Raw genomic sequence first — 16,253 nt, forward strand, 5'->3', positions numbered from 1 at the left:
CGTGTAAGTCAGCATGAAGCGATCAGCGCATCGATCCGACGCGCCAGATCCACGTCCTTCTGCGTGAGACCGCCGGCGCTGTGCGTGGACAGCGTGAACGTGAGCGTCCGCCACCTGATGTCGATGTCGGGGTGATGGTCCGCCGCCTCCGCGGCGTCGGCCACGCGGTTCACCACCTCGATCGCTGCGGGAAACGACGTCAGCTCGACGGTGCGAGTCAGAGATTTCTCCGCCACCGTCCAGTGGGTGAGCTGTGCGTCCTCGATATCGCGGTCGGTCAGCAATTCGGTCATAGAAAGATGGTGGCATGTCCGGTACCCCTACCGCTGTGGTTGTCGCGGCCGCGTTGATCGACGACGGTCGTCTGCTGCTCGCGCAACGAACTCGTCCGCCGGAGTTGGCCGGTCGGTGGGAGCTGCCCGGCGGCAAGGTCGAGCCGGGGGAGTCCGAGGACGTCGCACTGGCGCGCGAACTGCGCGAGGAACTGGGGGTCGAGTGTTCGATCGGTGCCGCGCTCAGCGGAGATGTCGAGCTTTCCGGTGGCATGGTGTTGCGGGCCTACCGAGCCTCGATCGTCTCGGGAACCCCTGCGCCGCTGGAGCATTCGGCTCTACGGTGGGTCGATGCCGCGACGCTGCCGACGGTGGATCTGGTCGATGCGGACCGACTGTGGCTGCCGGACCTACAGGAAATTCTGCTCACTTCGCCCGAGCGGTCTTCAGACCTTTCTTGAGGTCTTTCTTGGTCGCGCCCGCGGATTCCAACTTCTTCATTCGCATGATCACGACGGGGCATATGATGCAGCGAACTTTCTTGCGGCAGCATTTTTTCTTGGGCTTCATCCCCGAGACATCTGCGGCCTTTATCTTGCCCATGGGCACCAAGACTAATGGGTGGCGCAGGTCACAGACCTGAGGGTGGCGCGGGGCACTGCCGGACTACGGGTAAACTCGATCAGTCGCGAGAACCTCGCGGTGCAGCGCGCTTCTCTAGCGACATAAGCCCGCTAGCGAACAAGAGCCCGCATTCGACTCCAGGAGAATTTTTCGCGTGAGCGCCCCAAGCAGTGCAGACAACATCGACAGCACCACTACTTTTCGCAACGTCGCCATCGTTGCACACGTCGACCATGGCAAGACCACCCTGGTCGACGCCATGCTTCGGCAGTCCGGCGCGTTCGAGGAACGTGCCGAAGCGATCGACCGCGTCATGGACTCGGGTGACCTCGAAAAAGAAAAAGGCATCACGATCCTGGCCAAGAACACGGCCGTTCACAAGCGCAATGCCGACGGCACCATCACCGTCATCAACGTGATCGACACCCCCGGCCACGCCGACTTCGGCGGAGAGGTCGAGCGCGGCCTGTCCATGGTCGACGGCGTCGTGCTCCTCGTCGACGCTTCCGAGGGCCCGCTGCCGCAGACCCGTTTCGTGCTGCGCAAGGCGCTCGCCGCGTCGTTGCCGGTGATCCTGGTCGTCAACAAGACCGACCGTCCCGACGCGCGTATCGAAGAGGTCGTCTCGGAGAGCCACGATCTGCTGCTCGACCTCGCGTCCGATCTCGACGACGAAGCGTCCGAGGCAGCCGAGCTCGCCCTCGACCTCCCCGTTCTCTACGCCTCCGGCCGTGAGGGCAAGGCCTCGAAGGTCCAGCCCCAGAACGGACACGCTCCCGACGCCGAGAACCTCGACGAGCTGTTCGAGGTTCTGCTCAGCTACGTCCCCGCGCCCAAGGGCAACGTCGACGCGCCGCTGCAGGCACACGTCACCAACCTCGACGCGTCGGCCTTCCTCGGCCGCCTCGCCCTGGTTCGTATCCACAACGGCCAGCTCTCCAAGGGCCAGACCGTCAGCTGGATGCGTGAGGTCGACGGCGAGCCCGTCGTCCAGAAGGCCAAGATCACCGAGCTGCTCAACACCATCGGCGTCGAGCGCGTTCCCGGCGAGAAGGGTGTCGCAGGAGACATCGTCGCCGTCGCGGGCTTCCCGGACATCATGATCGGCGACACCCTCGCCGATCTGGAGAACCCGGTCGCTCTGCCTCGCATCACCGTCGACCAGCCGGCCATCTCGGTCACCATCGGCACCAACACGAGCCCGCTCGTCGGACGCGTCAGCGGCCACAAGCTCACCTCGCGCATGGTCAAGAGCCGCCTCGACCAGGAGCTCATCGGTAACGTCTCGCTCAAGGTCCTCGACATCGGTCGCCCCGATGCCTGGGAGGTCCAGGGTCGTGGAGAGCTCGCGCTCGCCATCCTCGTCGAGCAGATGCGTCGTGAAGGCTTCGAGCTCACCGTCGGCAAGCCCCAGGTGGTCACCCAGCAGGTCGACGGCAAGCTGCACGAGCCCTTCGAAGAGCTGATGGTCGACACACCGGAGGAATACCTCGGTGCAGTGACGCAGCTGCTCGCCGCACGCAAGGGCAAGATGGTCCAGATGACGAACCACGGCGCAGGCTGGGTTCGCATGGAATTCATCGTTCCCTCGCGTGGCCTGATCGGTTTCCGCACCGAGTTCCTCACGGACACTCGCGGCACCGGCATCGCCAACGCCGTCTTCCACGGTTACGCGCCGTGGGCCGGCGAGATCCGCGCCCGCCACACCGGCTCGCTCGTCTCGGACCGTCACGGCACCGTGACCCCGTTCGCGATGATCCAGCTGGCCGACCGCGGCACGTTCTTCGTCGAGCCGGGCGCAGACACGTACGAGGGCATGGTCGTGGGCATCAACCCGCGTCAGGAAGACCTCGACATCAACGTCACTCGCGAGAAGAAGCTGACCAACATGCGTCAGTCCTCCGCCGACGTCATGGAGACCCTGGCCAAGCCGAAGAAGCTGGACCTGGAAATGGCCATGGAGTTCTGTGCAGGCGACGAGTGCGTCGAGGTGACCCCCGAGGTCGTCCGCGTCCGCAAGGTGCACCTCGATTCCAACGAGCGCGCCCGTGAGCGTTCGCGCAGCAAGACGCGCGACAAGGCTGCTCTGTAAGACAGATCCTGTACGGCAGAAGCGACGTGTCACCATCGTGGGACGTCGCTTCTGCCGTACCTGTAGCCGATCACGAAGGAGATCCTCGTTGCGTAACGTACTGATGCCGGTGGTTCTGGCCTCCGCCACTGCCCTGGTACTCACCGCATGCACCGCGGATCCACCGCCACCGATCGAGAGCGTCGAAACTCCGGTCACCACGACGACCGTGCCGTCGAAGACCGGCGACCCCGTAGTCGTGGCGATCGACGACGTGGGCATCGGGTTCAACCCACATCTGCTGGCCGACCAGTCGCCCGCCACCGCTGCGGTCAGTTCGCTCGTGCTGCCCAGCCCGTTCCGCCCCACCCTGAACCCCGACACCGGCGTGACCACGTGGGAGCCGGACCTGTCGCTGTTGATCTCCGCCGAAGTGACGTCTCAGTCTCCGTTCACCATCCGGTACCAGCTACGCAACGAGGCCCAGTGGTCCGACAGCGCACCGATCGCGGCCGAGGACTTCCGGTACCTCTGGCAGCAGATGATCACGCAGCCGGGCGTCGTCGATCCGGCCGGCTACGCACTGATCAGCGATGTTGCCTCTTCGGGCGGCGGCAAGACCGTCGACGTCACCCTCGAGTCGCCGTATCCGGCGTGGCAGCGATTGTTCGCCGACCTCGTGCCCTCGCACCTGCTCAAGGATTCGCCCGGCGGCTTCGAGGGTGGCCTCACCGACAACGTGCCGGTCTCCGGTTCGCGGTTCAACATCAAGACCGTCGACCAGGGCCGGGACGAGATTCTGCTGGAACGCAACGATCGCTTCTGGGACCAACCCGCCTCGCCCGACCAGATCCTCATTCGGCGCGGTGGCACCCCCGCACAGTTGGCCGATTCGTTGCGGTCGAGTGATGCGCAGATCGCACAGGTTCGGGGTGGGTCTGCGACGCGCGCGCAACTCTCGGCAATTCCCGGGGTCCGCACCGACACGATCCACCAATCACGAGTGTTGTCGATGACCGTGAACGGCCGGGCCCCGAATATGTCGGAGTCGCTTGTGCGGCAGGGGATCATGGGTCTGCTGGACCCGAACCTGCTGGCCACGGTCGGGGCAGGCGGAGGGGCGACGGATCGCCGAGCAGCAGCGCAGTTGTCGTCGCCATCGGACCCCGGCTACACCGCGACCGCACCCGCCCCGATCGGCAGAACCGCGGCCCTCGACCTGCTTCGCCGCGCCGGCTTCGTTCCGACACCCGACGCGATCGTGACCTCGACGCCGAGCGCGAGCGCATCCACGACCTCTGCTGCGCCGCCGACCACCAGCGCGCCGACCACGAGCGCGCCGGCTCCCGGAGTGCCCCGACTCGCAGACGCCGGCGGTACCGCGCTGCGATTCGTCATCGGTGCCGTCGAGAACGACGACATCGCACTGGCCGTGGCCGGCACCGCCGCGGACGAGCTCGTCAGTGCGGGTATCGACGCGACCGTCACTCCGCTGCCCTCGGACGAGTTGTACTCGACGGCGCTGACCGACGGCGGCGTCGACGCCGTGGTCGGGTGGACCAGTGCGGGCGTGGACCCGGCAACGGCCCTGGCCTCGCGCTTCGGCTGTGTTGTCGAGCCGGCTCCGGGGAGCAGCGGCAGCGTGGACGCCCCGCGCAATCTGTCCGGTCTGTGTGTTCCGGAATTACAGCCGACGATCGACCGCGCCCTGGTAACCGGCGTCGATGCGACGATCGTTGCCGAGGAGATCGAGCCCAAGCTGTGGTCTCTGGCGTCGACGCTGCCGATCATGCAGGACCAGTCCGTGGTGGCTGCGGTGCCGGGTATCACCGGCGTCTCGTTGACCGGGCCGGTCGAGGTCGGCATCTTCGCCGATGCCGCGAAGTGGATCCGGACGGTCCGGTGAACACCGTGCGCTTGCCTCGGGTGATCATCTTCGACGTGAACGAGACCCTGTCCGACATGGCTCCCATGGCGGCGCGATTCGCCGAGGTCGGAGCGCCGAAACACCTGTTCTCGACGTGGTTCGCAGGAGTGCTGCGGGACGGGTTCGCGCTCGCGGTCGCAGGTACCGCTCGGCCGTTCGCCGAGGTCGGTTCCGGTGTGCTCGAGGCGTTGCTGTCCGGTGCCGCGATCGATCGCCGGGTGGACGATGCTGTGGACCACATCATGGCCGGTTTCGCCGAGCTCGAGGTGCATCCCGATGTGGTAGACGGAGTGAATGCTCTTGCAGCGCTTGGCATTCGGATGATCACCCTCAGTAACGGGTCCGCGTCGCTCGCGCAGTCTCTGCTCGAACGAGCCGGCGTGCGGAGTGCTTTCGAGTTGCTGCTGTCGGTCGAGGACGCCGGACGGTGGAAGCCGCACGCCGATGCCTACCGCTACGCGTTGGAGCAGTGCGGTGTCGAACCCGGCGACGCGATGCTGGTGGCCGTGCACCCCTGGGATATCGACGGTGCGCACCGGGCAGGCCTGTCGACGGCGTGGCTCGATCGCGAGAACCGTCCTTATCCCGACCATTTCGTGCCTGCCGATGTGACAGCGCAGTCGTTACCGGATGTGGCGCGAATGCTCGGCGAGCGATGAACGACTGCCCGACCCAGAGACCGAGACAAACGATGACACAGCGAGTAGCGAGCGACGAGGCATGACGGAACAGGTTGTGACAGAGCAGGTTGTGACAGAACAAGCGATGACGCAGCCGCAGAGGTTGCTGCTGGTCCATGCGCACCCGGACGACGAGAGCATCACCACCGGCGGGACCATCGCCCATTACGTGCGCGCGGGCGTGGACGTCACCGTGCTCACGTGCTCGCTCGGTGAAGAGGGTGAAGTGATCGGCGATACGTGGGCCGATCTCGTGGTCGACCGAGCCGACCAACTCGGTGGTTACCGGATTCTGGAACTGCATCGCGCGCTCGCGGCGTTGGGCTGTAACCCGCCCCGTTTTCTCGGTGGTGCCGGCCGCTGGCGAGATTCTGGAATGGCCGGAACCCCGGCTGCTCTCAAACCGCGCGCATTCGTCAACGCCGACCGGCAGGAGGCGCTCGGGGCGCTCGTGTCGGTGATCCGCGAACTCCGGCCTCAGGTCGTCGTCGGTTACGACCCGGAGGGTGGCTACGGCCACCCCGATCATCAGCAGGTCCACTCCCTGGTGACCGAGGCGGTCGAGGTCTGTGGAACGGACGCCCATCCCGCGGCCGGAGCTCCGTGGGAGGTGGCGAAGTTTTACTGGACCGTCACAGGCCGCGATCAACTGGACGCGGGACTCCGGGCGATCGCCGATATCCCCGAGGGGTGGCGCATGCCCCTCGCCGGCGAGTTGCCGAGTGTGGCCGAGGACATGATCACCACCAGCATCGACGTTCGCGGTGTGCTCGACGCGAAGACCGACGCGTTGCGTGCGCACGCAACTCAGGTGACGGTTGCGCCCTCGGGTGCCGAGTACGCACTCTCCAACGGCATCGTTCAGCCGATCCTGCTCGACGAGCAGTACGTACTCGTGCGGGGCGTGCTCGGCTCCGACGGGGCGGGCAGGGAGAACGACTTGTTCGCGGGCGTACTAGGCTGTGTTCCGAATCACTGATCTCATGACAACAGGGGCGGAACACACATGTACAACTGGGTAGTGCAGGACGCAATCGTCGCGTTCGTCGATTCTCTCAAGCCGCAGTTCGGCGCACAGGCAGATCTGTACCAGTACGTTCTGGGTCAGATCGCCATGGGTGCGAGCAACTTGCTCACCTCGCTGGGCTATCCGCCGGTTTCCTGAGTGCCGGTGCCCGGTTTTTCGAATGCGATGCCCGGTTTTCGAATGCGGTGCACTGAAACGACCCGGGCCAAGGCAGTATTGGGCGCATGATCTCGAAGGCCGCATCCAATACTGTCGCCCTGGTGTCGTGGGCGACGGTCGCAGTACTGGTGTTCGACGGCTTCCTGTCCGGAATCCTGTCGGTCTTCTTTCTCCCGACCTACGTGGGGTCGGTGCAGTTTCCCATCAGCGCGTTGCTCGGGGGCATCGCAAACGTCGCTCTGGTTCTGGCCGCGCGTAAGGTCGCCGAACGGCCGATCTGGGTGGCGTCGCCGCTGCTCGGATGGTTCGTCGCAGTAGTGCTGTGCATGTTCGGCGGCCCCGGCAACGATGTTCTGCTGCTGGCCGACTGGCGCACGATGCTGCTCATCGTGGCCGGTGCCGGGCCGGCCGGTGTGCTGCTGTTCTTGTTCCGAATGAAAGCCATCACAGCAAGCGTGCGTGCCGACCCGCATTCCGGAGCACGTCCTCGATCATCGTCGGAGTCAGCAGTCCGGTGAACGTGTTTCGCTGACTCACGTGGTAGCTGGCGAACACGGTGATCGAGCCCAGATCGAGCTGCACGCCGTGACCGAATTTCGGTGCAGGCCTGGGTATTTCCCACCCGTTCGCGGCGAGAATCGGTAGCAGCGACTGCCACCCGAACGCCCCGAGCACGAGAATCGACTTCAGTCGCGGACGCAGCAAGCGCAATTCGTCGTCGAGCCACGGACGGCAGCGATCACGCTCGGCGGGAGTCGGCTTGTTCTGCGGCGGAGCGCAGTGCACGGGGGCTGCAATACGAACTCCGTTGAGCGTCAGCCCGTCGCCGATGTGCGTCGCGGTCGGTTGGCTGGCGAGCCCGACGGCATGCATGGCTCGGTACAGTACGTCTCCGCTGCGGTCCCCGGTGAACATCCGACCGGTGCGATTGCCGCCGTGGGCGGCCGGAGCGAGCCCGACGATCAACATCGACGCATCGGCCGGGCCGAAGCTGGGAACGGCTCGCCCCCAATACGTTTCGTTGGCAAACGCGGCGCGCTTCTCGGCAGCGACCTGTTCGCGCCACTGCACCAGCCGTGGACAGGCACGACACTGGGACACCGCCAGGTCGAGTTGCGCGATGGTCTGCGGGCGCTCCTTCTTCATCGGCTCCTTCTTTATCGGCTACGTTTTCACGTGCTGGGTCGAAGCCAGATGTCTCCGGCACCCGGTGTGACGGCGTCGATCATTGCCCACGCGTTCTCGATGGGTATGTCGACCACCTCGTAGCGTCCGACGCCCGCCGGTGTCGCTGCCACGACGGTGGCCACGCCGGCGCGACGTTGGAAGAACGTCTGGCGCACCGTCCAACCGATGATGCCGCCGGCTTCGAGGCTGTGCCGGGTGCGGTCGAGCGATCCGTGCTGGGTGATCAGCCAGCCGGGCAGGACGGCGTGCCCGAGGCCGCGGTAGCGGTCGTGAGCGAGTCCGACGGCGGCCACGAACAGCACGGCCACGGCGATCCACGCGAGGATCGGGATCGGTGCGCCGAGAGACTGCGCAATTCCCAGTCCGGCCGCGACGACGAGCAGCGGTAGAACCGCCCGGGTGTAGCGGCGTCGCCGCGCGGCAGGTCCGTGCTGCAGAAGCGGGCGGTCGGCATTGCCGTGCATGCCTGCATCGCCGAGCACCGTGGTCATCATGCGCAGCGCCTCGGCCCGCGGAGCCTGGGGGAGCAGTAGCGACGATTCCTTCTTCTCGGCGCTCACTCCGGTCATGATGGCGTCGAGTCGCGCCCCGCCTACAGACCTCAGTAGTAGTGGTAGCGACAGGGAAGTGCCGCGCAGTCTCTTGCGGTCGAGGGTCGACTGACGGGTGCGGAGCAGCCCGTGGCTGACGTGCAGGGTGCGACCCTGGTCGGTGACGGTCAGGTTGCCGTAGGTGATCAGGTATCGAACGCAGGCGAAGATGCTGGACACCACGAGGAGCACGATCAGTGCGAGGACGACGAACAGTGCGATGCCGAACCGTTGCGCCGATTCGACGCTGTTCGAGACCACCGACGTGTCCGCCAACGTTTGTCCGATGCCGTACTGGAACAGCACGCCCACTGCCGCGGCGATGGTGACGATGCCGGTGATGGAGAACGGCGCGAACCGCACCCACGAGAACTGCCAGTGCGCAATCTCGACGCCGGGGTCGGCTGCGGCAACGGGCATTCCGTCGCTCGGCGTTGTTCGGCCCGACACTCGCTGCAGCAGTTCGCCGCGAAGCTCCGGCACCAGAGACGTGTCGAGGGCGTTGAGCTCGAAGGCCTCGCCTTTGCCCGCCTGCTGTCCGGTCCCGATGCGGAGAATGGACAGTCCGAGCACCCGGTGCAGTACGTTCGCTTCCACGTCGACGGATCGAATCCTGTTGCGCGGAATGGACAGTACTTTCTTCTGCAACACCCCGGTGCGCAGTTGTACGTGCACCGGCCCGATCCGGTAGCTGGTGGTGAACCAGCGCGCAATCGCGAACACGACGACGACCGCGAGGATGCCCAGACTCCAGTAGTGATTACCGCTCTGACTGCCGACGAAGAACGAGATCAGCAGTACCGGCAGGATCTTGATGCCCTCGTTCACCGGATGCACCAACAACATTCGCTTGTCCAGGCGCAACCACGGCTGCTCCTCCTCGACTGCCAGCAACTCCGCCTGATCGGTCATGTGGCATCTCCGACGGTGTGGCCGGCGATATCGGTCAGTCGCGTGACGGTCTCGTCCGCAACGGCCTGATCGAGTGCGGTGATCTTCACCGCGCCCGCCGACGATGCCGTCGTCACGGTGACCGTCGCCAACCCGAGCAGGCGATCGAGTGGTCCGCGCTCGGTGTCGACGGTCTGCACCCGCGAGATGGGGGCGATGCGTCGTTCTTGGCTGAGCCAACCGGTGCGGGTGTACACGGCGGTGTCGCTGATCTCCCAGCGGTGCACCCGGTAACGCCACTGCGGCACGATCGCGAGGTGCAGTGCGGTCAGCACGACCGATACGACGAGGACGGTGACATGAAGCCAGGACGTCCGGTTCGAGTCGACGAAAAACCAGACGATCTGAGCGATGAACACCGGTAGCCACAGCAGTCCGGCGCTCAGGGTCCAGAGCAGACGCGCACGGGGAGAAGGCTGCCACTGTGGGTCTGTCATCGTTGTCACGGTACAAACCTAGCGCTGCCCCGTCGTGCGCGTTGTGTGCCCTTCCAGGTACGCAAAACGCGCACAAGGGCCGCAGGCCCACCCGCGGGTGGCACGTGCGTACCAAGAAGGCGCATGATCGACTGGTGACTTCGCAGCCTGATACCGCTCCAGCCGCCTCCGCCATGCGCCGCGTTCTGCGTCGCGCCCGCGACGGGGTGTCGCTGAACGTCGACGAAGCCACGGTCTTGCTGCACGCTCGCGGTGACGACCTCGTGGATCTGATGGCGTCGGCATCCCGGGTTCGCGATGCCGGGTTGGAGTCGGCGGGCCGGCCGAAGACCGTGTCGTATTCGCGCAAGGTGTTCGTGCCCATCACTCGGTTGTGCCGCGACAAGTGCCACTACTGCACGTTCGTCACGGTGCCGGGCAAGCTCAATGCGGCCGGGCACGGGATGTTCATGGATCCCGACGAGATCATCGACGTCGCCCGCAAGGGTGCCGAGTTGGGCTGCAAGGAGGCGCTGTTCACGCTCGGCGACAGGCCGGAGGAGCGGTGGCCCGAGGCCAAGGCGTGGCTCGATTCACGCGGCTACGACTCGACTCTGGACTACGTGCGCGCGATGTCGATCAGGGTGCTCGAGGAGACCGGCCTGCTGCCGCACCTCAATCCCGGAGTGATGTCGTGGCAGGAACTCTCGCGCCTCAAGCCGGTGGCCCCCTCGATGGGCATGATGCTCGAGACCACCTCGCGTCGGCTGTTCGAGGAGAAGGGGCAAGCGCATTACGGCAGTCCCGACAAGGATCCCGAGGTTCGGCTGCGCACGCTGACCGACGCGGGCCGGCTCAACATTCCCTTCACGACCGGCATCCTCGTCGGCATCGGTGAGACGTTGCGGGACAGGGCCGAGTCCATCATGGCAATCCGCAAGGTGCACAAGTCTTTCGGCCATGTGCAAGAGATCATCGTGCAGAACTTCCTGGCCAAGTCCGATACCGCGATGCGGTCCGTGCCCGACGCCGGTCTGGAAGAATTCCTGGCGACCATCGCGGTGACGCGCATGGTGGTCGGTCCGTCGATGCGGATTCAGGCCCCGCCGAACCTGGTCGCTGCGGAGGAGACTGCTGCGTTGTTGGGCGCAGGCGTCGACGATTGGGGCGGTGTCTCGCCGCTGACTCCCGACCACGTCAATCCCGAGCGGCCGTGGCCGAACCTCGACACTCTCGCCGGGTTGTCGGCGGCCGCTGGTTACACGCTCGTGGAACGCACTGCCGCGCAGCCGCAGTACGTGTTGGCCGGTGCACCGTGGATCGACCCGCGGATCTCGGCGCACGTGCGGGCGGTTGCCGACCCGGAGACCGGGATGGCACGCGAGGGCGTCAACCCGACCGGTCTGCCGTGGCAGGAGCCGGACGAGGAATGGGAGTCCTCGGGACGGGTGGATCTGAACACCGAGATCGACACCGAGGGCCGCAACACCGAGACCCGCTCGGATCTGGCGAATGCGTTCGGCGACTGGGATTCCATTCGTGAGCAGGTGCGCGACCTGGCCGGTCTCGAACGAGTCGACCGCGACCTCGTGTCGGCGTTGACGGCGGCTGAGAAGGACCCGGCCGGTCTGTCCGACGAGCAGTACCTCGCACTGGCGACGGCCGAGGGCCCCGGCATGGACGCCGTCGCCGCGCTCGCCGACGACCTGCGCAAGCAGGTCAACGGAGACACCGTCACCTACGTGGTGAACCGGAACATCAACTTCACCAACATCTGCTACACCGGATGCCGTTTCTGTGCGTTCGCGCAGCGCAAGGGTGACGCCGACGCGTTCACGCTGTCCACCGCCGAGGTCGCCGACCGTGCGTGGGAAGCACACGTCGTCGGGGCCACCGAGGTGTGCATGCAGGGCGGTATCGACCCCGAACTGCCGGTGACGGGATACGCCGATCTGGTCCGTGCGGTCAAGGCGAAAGTGCCGTCGATGCACGTGCACGCGTTCTCGCCGATGGAGATCGTCAACGGGGCCTCCCGCGGCGGCCAGTCGATCCGCGAGTGGCTCACCGAGCTACGGGCCGCCGGCCTGGACTCGATTCCGGGTACCGCCGCAGAAATCCTCGACGACGAGGTGCGGTGGGTGCTCACCAAGGGCAAGCTGCCCGCCGCCGAATGGATCGAAGTGATCACCACCGCGCACGAGGTGGGCCTGCGGTCGAGCTCGACGATGATGTACGGCCACGTCGACAATCCGTCGCACTGGGTCGGGCATCTGAACGTACTCAAGAAGATCCAGGACAAGACCGGTGGATTCACCGAGTTCGTGCCGCTGCCGTTCGTGCACCAGTCGTCGCCGCTGTATCTGGCGGGTGCCTCGCGTCCCGGCCCGACCAATCGGGACAACCGTGCGGTGCATGCTCTGGCCAGGATCATGCTGCACGGCCGTATCGACAACATTCAGACCTCATGGGTGAAATTGGGAATCACGGGTACACAGGCGATGCTGAACGGAGGCGCGAACGATCTGGGCGGGACCCTGATGGAAGAGACGATCTCGCGCATGGCGGGTTCGCAGAACGGTTCGGAGAAGACCGTCGCGGAACTGCACGAGATCGCCGACGGCATCGGTCGACCGGTTCGTCAGCGCACCACCACGTACGGCCCGGCACCGGCGGTGTCGGTCGCCGGCCTGATTTGACCTACAGGTCTTTACCCGAAACGGAGTTTGCCCGACATGGACGACCGTCGAGTCGCCGCGGTACTGAGCAGTGCCGTCGCCATCATTCATCCCGTGCTCGACATCCTGGCCACGCGTGACCCGATCGGACTGAAAGGACGGACGTTCCGCGAGTCCTCCGCGGACGATTCGACCCTCGACAACGTCATCGACTTCCTGGCCAAGGCGTTCGACACCACCGACTTCCCGGGTACCGCCGGCTGGGAGAAGCTCGACAGTGATGCTCGTTCGCAGTGGTGGGTCAATCGCATCGGAGCTCTCAACACTGTCGCCGTCGCCTTCCCCGGCGTCTTCGGCATCCTGGTCAACCGTTTGCCGATCCAGGATCTGCTCGGGTTCGCCAACCAGGCGATGGTGCTCGTCGCCGTGGCTCGCGAATCCGGAGTGACCGACCGCGAGACGCACGTGGCGCTGCTCGGGTCAGTGCTGTGCAAGCGTGACCTGACATCCTTGGCCGACAGTGCTCCTGCGAAGAAGGAAGAATCGCCGAAATCCGGACCGTTCGCACTGCTGCGCGGAATGTGGCAGATCGCCAACGTGCTGCGCGACGTGGCAGGCGAGTTGGAGAAGCGCCCGCATCCACGCGGGTTCTACCGGGTACTCGGAGCCATCCCGCTCGTCGGTGGCATCGCCGGATATCTCGGTGAGCGGGGCGCACTGTCGCGCGCTGCCAAGCAGGGACGCAAGTGGCTCGCCGCCCACAAGACGGCGTCGGCATCGGTGACCCCGCCCGCGAAGCAGCTTCGGCGATAGCAGGCCGGAGCAGGTGAGGCCACCCTGGTCGGATTGCCCCAGGTTCGGACGGCGATACTAGGATGCTGAGGGCGCGAGAGCGCCCACGATCTATACAAGGAGGGGAGAGCAGCAGTGACCTACTCGATTGCAGAACCGTGCGTAGATGTACTGGACAAAGCGTGCATCGAAGAGTGCCCGGTGGATTGCATCTACGAGGGTAACCGAATGCTGTACATCCACCCCGACGAATGCGTCGACTGCGGAGCCTGCGAACCCGTGTGCCCCGTCGAGGCCATCTTCTACGAAGACGACGTGCCCGAGCAGTGGAGTGCATACGTCAGCGCCAACGTCGATTTCTTCGACGATCTCGGATCTCCGGGTGGCGCAGCGAAACTCGGCAAGACCGACTACGACCCGCCGTTCATCAAGGCTCTGCCTCCCATGGGCGAGAACTGACGCCTTGGCACGCAGAGCGGTGGCAGCGACGCTGCCCGACTTTCCGTGGGACTCGCTGACCGCTGCCAAGGAGAAGGCGTCGGCGCACCCGGACGGCATCGTGAATCTGTCGGTCGGCACGCCCGTCGACCCGGTCGCCGAGGTGATTCGGGTCGCGTTGAACTCGGTGGCCGACGAGCCCGGTTACCCGACGACCGTCGGTACCGTGGCGCTTCGGGAGGCCGCGGTGGCGTCGCTCGAACGTCGCTACTCGATCACCGGTATTTCGACCGACGCGGTGCTTCCGGCCATCGGCACCAAGGAAATGATCGCCTGGTTGCCGAGTCTGCTGGGTCTGGGTGCCGATGATCTGGTCGTCATCCCCGAATTGGCGTATCCCACATACGAAGTGGGTGCGCTGCTCGCCGGCGCGCGAATTCTTCGTGCAGACGGACTGAATCGTCTCGGCCCCGAACGTGCCTCGCTGATCTTCGTCAACTCGCCGTCGAACCCGACGGGGAAGGTGCTCGGAGTCGAGCACCTGCGCAAGGTCGTCGAGTGGGCCCGTGAGCGCGACGCCATCGTCGTCTCCGACGAGTGCTACCTGGGGCTGACCTGGGAAGCCGACGCGGTCTCGGTGCTAGACCCGCGCGTCTGCGACGGCGATCACACCAATCTGCTTGCCGTGCATTCACTTTCGAAGACCTCGAATCTGGCCAGCTACCGCGCCGGTTTCGTCACCGGCGACGCGGCCCTGATCGCCGAGTTGCTCGAGGTCCGCAAGCACGCAGGCATGATGGTGCCGCTCCCCATTCAGGCCGCCATGACCGCAGCTTTGGCCGACGACGAGCACGAGAACATCCAGCGAGAGCGATACCGCGCCCGGCGAACGACTTTGAAGTCTGCCGTCGAGGCAGCCGGATTCCGCGTCGACCACTCGGAGGCCGGGTTGTACCTGTGGGCCACCCGCGACGAGCCGTGCCGCGACACCGTCGACTGGCTCGCCGAACGCGGCATCCTCGCCGCACCGGGAGAGTTCTACGGACCGAACGGTGGCAAACACGTCCGCATCGCACTGACTGCGACGGACGAGCGAATCGAGGCTGCGGCTACTCGCCTGCGCGGTTAGCCGAGCTTCCTGGTGCGCTGAGTGTCGTCGTGCGCTGAGTGTCCACTATTTCCCTCCGCTGACGGGATCCAGTCGCTCGACTCGAATTGTGGACACTCACCTCAGTTGGCTTCGGCCCCGCTGACGCGTGTGAGCTCGAGGTGCGCTGAGTGTCCACTATTCGGCCCGATCGACGGGATCCCGCTTCTCGATACGAATAGTGGACACTGAGCTCAGTTGGTCCCTGCTCGGATCGGGTGTTCTCATGTACCCATGACCCTCAGCCTGCTGCTCAGCTTCGCCGGTGTGTGCTTTCTGCTGGCGATTCTGCCCGGGCCGGATTCGTTTCTGGTGCTCCGCTACAGCATCGGCGGCCTCAAGCCAGGCGTCGCTGCGGCGATGGGTGTCGCGATCGGCGGACTGTTCTGGGCCGTGCTGGTTGCCGTCGGGTTGGCGGCGATCGTCGAGCAATCCGCGACGGCATACCGCGTCGTCAAAGTTCTCGGTGGGTTGTACCTGCTGTATCTGGGCGTGAAGGCTTTCCGGGCGCGACGTAAGAACAAGGTGGACGGCGAGCCGCTCCTGCCTGTCGCTGCGTCCGCGTGGTCGGCGTTCGGTGCCGGAGTTCTCTCGTGCGCGCTCAACCCGAAGGTCGGACTGTTCTACCTCGCGGTGGTACCGCAGTTCCTCACCGTCGTCACGTTCACCGGTGCCATGACGCTCGGTCTGGTCGAGGTGATTGTCGCTGCCGTGGTGATGGGAGTGTTCTCCGTTCTCGCCTCACGCGCTGTGACGCTGCTGCGTAAACCGGCCGTGACCGACTGGCTGGACCGCATCAGCGCTGGATTCCTCGTCGCCCTCGGAATCGGAACGGTGGCGTCTTCGGCCTAGTTGCGGTGGACCGTCAGTCGAGACCCGGCTCGCCGACGTCCCATCCGCCGCGCCTGATGCGCAGGATGTAGACCAATTCGTTGCTGCCGAAGGCTTCGACGGTGGTGAACCGCTTCGGTTCGGCGTTGACCTCGGGGTTGCGCGCGTGCGCCTCCTCGTAGAGCTGAGTCGCTCGGAGGTCGGCCAACTCCACTCGCGTCCAGAAATCGTCGGACTGCACCGAGTAGACCAGTCGCGGCGCTCCGTCACTGACGTGCGCGAGGTCGATGTCCTCGTCGTCGGAGTCCTCGTCCTCGAGGTCCAGGTCGAGGTCGTCCTCGGAATCGACGTCCTGTTCGGCGTCGGTCCCGATCAGATAGACACCCGCCTGCAGGTCACCGGCGGCGACCGTCATGTACTCGGCGTAGTCGCCGGTGTCGATTCCGTCCACGTCCATGTCTGTAC

At 65.5% G+C, this 16,253-nt stretch carries 17 protein-coding genes; 12 read left to right on the forward strand and 5 right to left on the reverse strand.

Annotated elements, in window-relative coordinates; genetic code table 11:
* Nucleotides 1-8: 8 nt before the first annotated feature.
* Entirely contained in the window at nt 9-293 is a 285-nt protein-coding gene (locus JLZ96_RS21290) for a 4a-hydroxytetrahydrobiopterin dehydratase (RefSeq protein WP_201011194.1), read from the reverse strand.
* 14 nt (nt 294-307) lie between these two features.
* Between JLZ96_RS21290 and JLZ96_RS21295 the strand changes: the two genes are divergently transcribed.
* From JLZ96_RS21295 to JLZ96_RS21325, 7 genes are all read left to right on the forward strand, one after another.
* Nucleotides 308-733, forward strand: coding sequence for a (deoxy)nucleoside triphosphate pyrophosphohydrolase (locus JLZ96_RS21295; RefSeq protein ID WP_032375450.1), 426 nt, complete (start codon nt 308-310; stop codon nt 731-733).
* Nucleotides 734-1,050: 317 nt separating this feature from the next.
* Nucleotides 1,051-2,988 carry a translational GTPase TypA gene (typA, locus tag JLZ96_RS21300; RefSeq protein WP_032365354.1) on the forward strand — a complete coding sequence of 646 codons (1,938 nt, stop codon included), beginning with the start codon at nt 1,051-1,053 and terminating at the stop codon, nt 2,986-2,988.
* A 103-nt stretch (nt 2,989-3,091) separates the two neighbouring features.
* Nucleotides 3,092-4,873, forward strand: a complete 1,782-nt coding sequence (locus JLZ96_RS21305; protein ID WP_201011266.1) for an ABC transporter family substrate-binding protein — start codon at nt 3,092-3,094, stop codon at nt 4,871-4,873.
* Complete coding sequence (locus JLZ96_RS21310; protein WP_236254196.1) at nt 4,870-5,553, forward strand: haloacid dehalogenase type II; 684 nt, start codon at nt 4,870-4,872, stop codon at nt 5,551-5,553. Before JLZ96_RS21305 ends, JLZ96_RS21310 begins: the two co-directional genes overlap by 4 nt.
* 106 nt (nt 5,554-5,659) lie before the next feature.
* Entirely contained in the window at nt 5,660-6,553 is an 894-nt protein-coding gene (mshB, locus tag JLZ96_RS21315; RefSeq protein ID WP_201011195.1) for an N-acetyl-1-D-myo-inositol-2-amino-2-deoxy-alpha-D-glucopyranoside deacetylase, read from the forward strand.
* Between the two features lie 27 nt (nt 6,554-6,580).
* A complete protein-coding gene (locus JLZ96_RS21320) occupies nt 6,581-6,739 on the forward strand; it encodes a hypothetical protein (protein ID WP_008714214.1) in 159 nt (52 codons plus the stop codon).
* An 86-nt stretch (nt 6,740-6,825) separates the two neighbouring features.
* Entirely contained in the window at nt 6,826-7,278 is a 453-nt protein-coding gene (locus tag JLZ96_RS21325; protein WP_201011196.1) for a hypothetical protein, read from the forward strand.
* Here the strand turns inward: JLZ96_RS21325 and JLZ96_RS21330 are convergent.
* Genes JLZ96_RS21330 through JLZ96_RS21340 form a run of 3 tightly spaced genes read right to left on the reverse strand, consistent with a single transcriptional unit; the run spans nt 7,205 to nt 9,926 of the window.
* Nucleotides 7,205-7,906 carry a uracil-DNA glycosylase gene (locus JLZ96_RS21330; protein WP_027498085.1) on the reverse strand — a complete coding sequence of 234 codons (702 nt, stop codon included), beginning with the start codon at nt 7,904-7,906 and terminating at the stop codon, nt 7,205-7,207. The two genes, JLZ96_RS21325 and JLZ96_RS21330, sit on opposite strands and share 74 nt — an antisense overlap.
* 26 nt (nt 7,907-7,932) lie before the next feature.
* On the reverse strand, nt 7,933-9,450 hold the full coding sequence (locus JLZ96_RS21335; RefSeq protein ID WP_201011197.1) for a PH domain-containing protein: 1,518 nt from the start codon (nt 9,448-9,450) through the stop codon (nt 7,933-7,935).
* Nucleotides 9,447-9,926 (reverse strand): PH domain-containing protein, encoded by a 480-nt coding sequence (locus tag JLZ96_RS21340; RefSeq protein WP_201011198.1) that lies wholly within the window; start codon nt 9,924-9,926, stop codon nt 9,447-9,449. The genes JLZ96_RS21335 and JLZ96_RS21340 overlap by 4 nt, the downstream gene beginning before the upstream one ends.
* Before the next feature lie 134 nt (nt 9,927-10,060).
* On the opposite strand from JLZ96_RS21340, the gene JLZ96_RS21345 reads away from it, so the two are divergent.
* The 5 genes from JLZ96_RS21345 to JLZ96_RS21365 all read left to right on the forward strand — a co-directional run bounded on the left by JLZ96_RS21345 (nt 10,061) and on the right by JLZ96_RS21365 (nt 15,809).
* A complete protein-coding gene (locus JLZ96_RS21345) occupies nt 10,061-12,601 on the forward strand; it encodes a bifunctional FO biosynthesis protein CofGH (RefSeq protein WP_268963062.1) in 2,541 nt (846 codons plus the stop codon).
* 36 nt (nt 12,602-12,637) lie between these two features.
* The gene (locus JLZ96_RS21350) at nt 12,638-13,393 is read left to right on the forward strand and encodes a hypothetical protein (protein WP_201011200.1); all 756 of its coding nucleotides are present in this window, start codon (nt 12,638-12,640) and stop codon (nt 13,391-13,393) included.
* 114 nt (nt 13,394-13,507) lie between these two features.
* A complete protein-coding gene (fdxA, locus tag JLZ96_RS21355) occupies nt 13,508-13,831 on the forward strand; it encodes a ferredoxin (protein WP_027498080.1) in 324 nt (107 codons plus the stop codon).
* Between the two features lie 4 nt (nt 13,832-13,835).
* The gene (gene dapC / locus JLZ96_RS21360) at nt 13,836-14,939 is read left to right on the forward strand and encodes a succinyldiaminopimelate transaminase (protein ID WP_201011201.1); all 1,104 of its coding nucleotides are present in this window, start codon (nt 13,836-13,838) and stop codon (nt 14,937-14,939) included.
* Between the two features lie 252 nt (nt 14,940-15,191).
* A complete protein-coding gene (locus tag JLZ96_RS21365) occupies nt 15,192-15,809 on the forward strand; it encodes a LysE family translocator (RefSeq protein WP_032383859.1) in 618 nt (205 codons plus the stop codon).
* A gap of 13 nt (nt 15,810-15,822) precedes the next feature.
* Here the strand turns inward: JLZ96_RS21365 and JLZ96_RS21370 are convergent, their stop codons facing one another.
* A complete protein-coding gene (locus JLZ96_RS21370; protein ID WP_032375457.1) occupies nt 15,823-16,245 on the reverse strand; it encodes a hypothetical protein in 423 nt (140 codons plus the stop codon).
* Nucleotides 16,246-16,253: the final 8 nt, after the last annotated feature.

It is taken from the genome of Rhodococcus sp. NKCM2511, assembly GCF_014905595.1.
Classification (GTDB): Bacteria; Actinomycetota; Actinomycetes; order Mycobacteriales; family Mycobacteriaceae; genus Rhodococcoides; species Rhodococcoides fascians.

Bases quoted from the DNA above. Each gene is read 5' to 3' on its own strand.
- JLZ96_RS21290 (WP_201011194.1), bottom strand. From the start codon at position 293: ATGACCGAATTGCTGACCGACCGCGATATCGAGGACGCACAGCTCACC.
- JLZ96_RS21295 (WP_032375450.1), top strand. From the start codon at position 308: ATGTCCGGTACCCCTACCGCTGTGGTTGTCGCGGCCGCGTTGATCGAC.
- JLZ96_RS21305 (WP_201011266.1), top strand. From the start codon at position 3,092: ATGCCGGTGGTTCTGGCCTCCGCCACTGCCCTGGTACTCACCGCATGC.
- mshB (WP_201011195.1), top strand. From the start codon at position 5,660: ATGACGCAGCCGCAGAGGTTGCTGCTGGTCCATGCGCACCCGGACGAC.
- JLZ96_RS21320 (WP_008714214.1), top strand. From the start codon at position 6,581: ATGTACAACTGGGTAGTGCAGGACGCAATCGTCGCGTTCGTCGATTCT.
- JLZ96_RS21325 (WP_201011196.1), top strand. From the start codon at position 6,826: ATGATCTCGAAGGCCGCATCCAATACTGTCGCCCTGGTGTCGTGGGCG.
- JLZ96_RS21330 (WP_027498085.1), bottom strand. From the start codon at position 7,906: ATGAAGAAGGAGCGCCCGCAGACCATCGCGCAACTCGACCTGGCGGTG.
- JLZ96_RS21335 (WP_201011197.1), bottom strand. From the start codon at position 9,450: ATGACCGATCAGGCGGAGTTGCTGGCAGTCGAGGAGGAGCAGCCGTGG.
- JLZ96_RS21340 (WP_201011198.1), bottom strand. From the start codon at position 9,926: ATGACAGACCCACAGTGGCAGCCTTCTCCCCGTGCGCGTCTGCTCTGG.
- JLZ96_RS21350 (WP_201011200.1), top strand. From the start codon at position 12,638: ATGGACGACCGTCGAGTCGCCGCGGTACTGAGCAGTGCCGTCGCCATC.
- JLZ96_RS21365 (WP_032383859.1), top strand. From the start codon at position 15,192: ATGACCCTCAGCCTGCTGCTCAGCTTCGCCGGTGTGTGCTTTCTGCTG.
- JLZ96_RS21370 (WP_032375457.1), bottom strand. From the start codon at position 16,245: ATGGACGTGGACGGAATCGACACCGGCGACTACGCCGAGTACATGACG.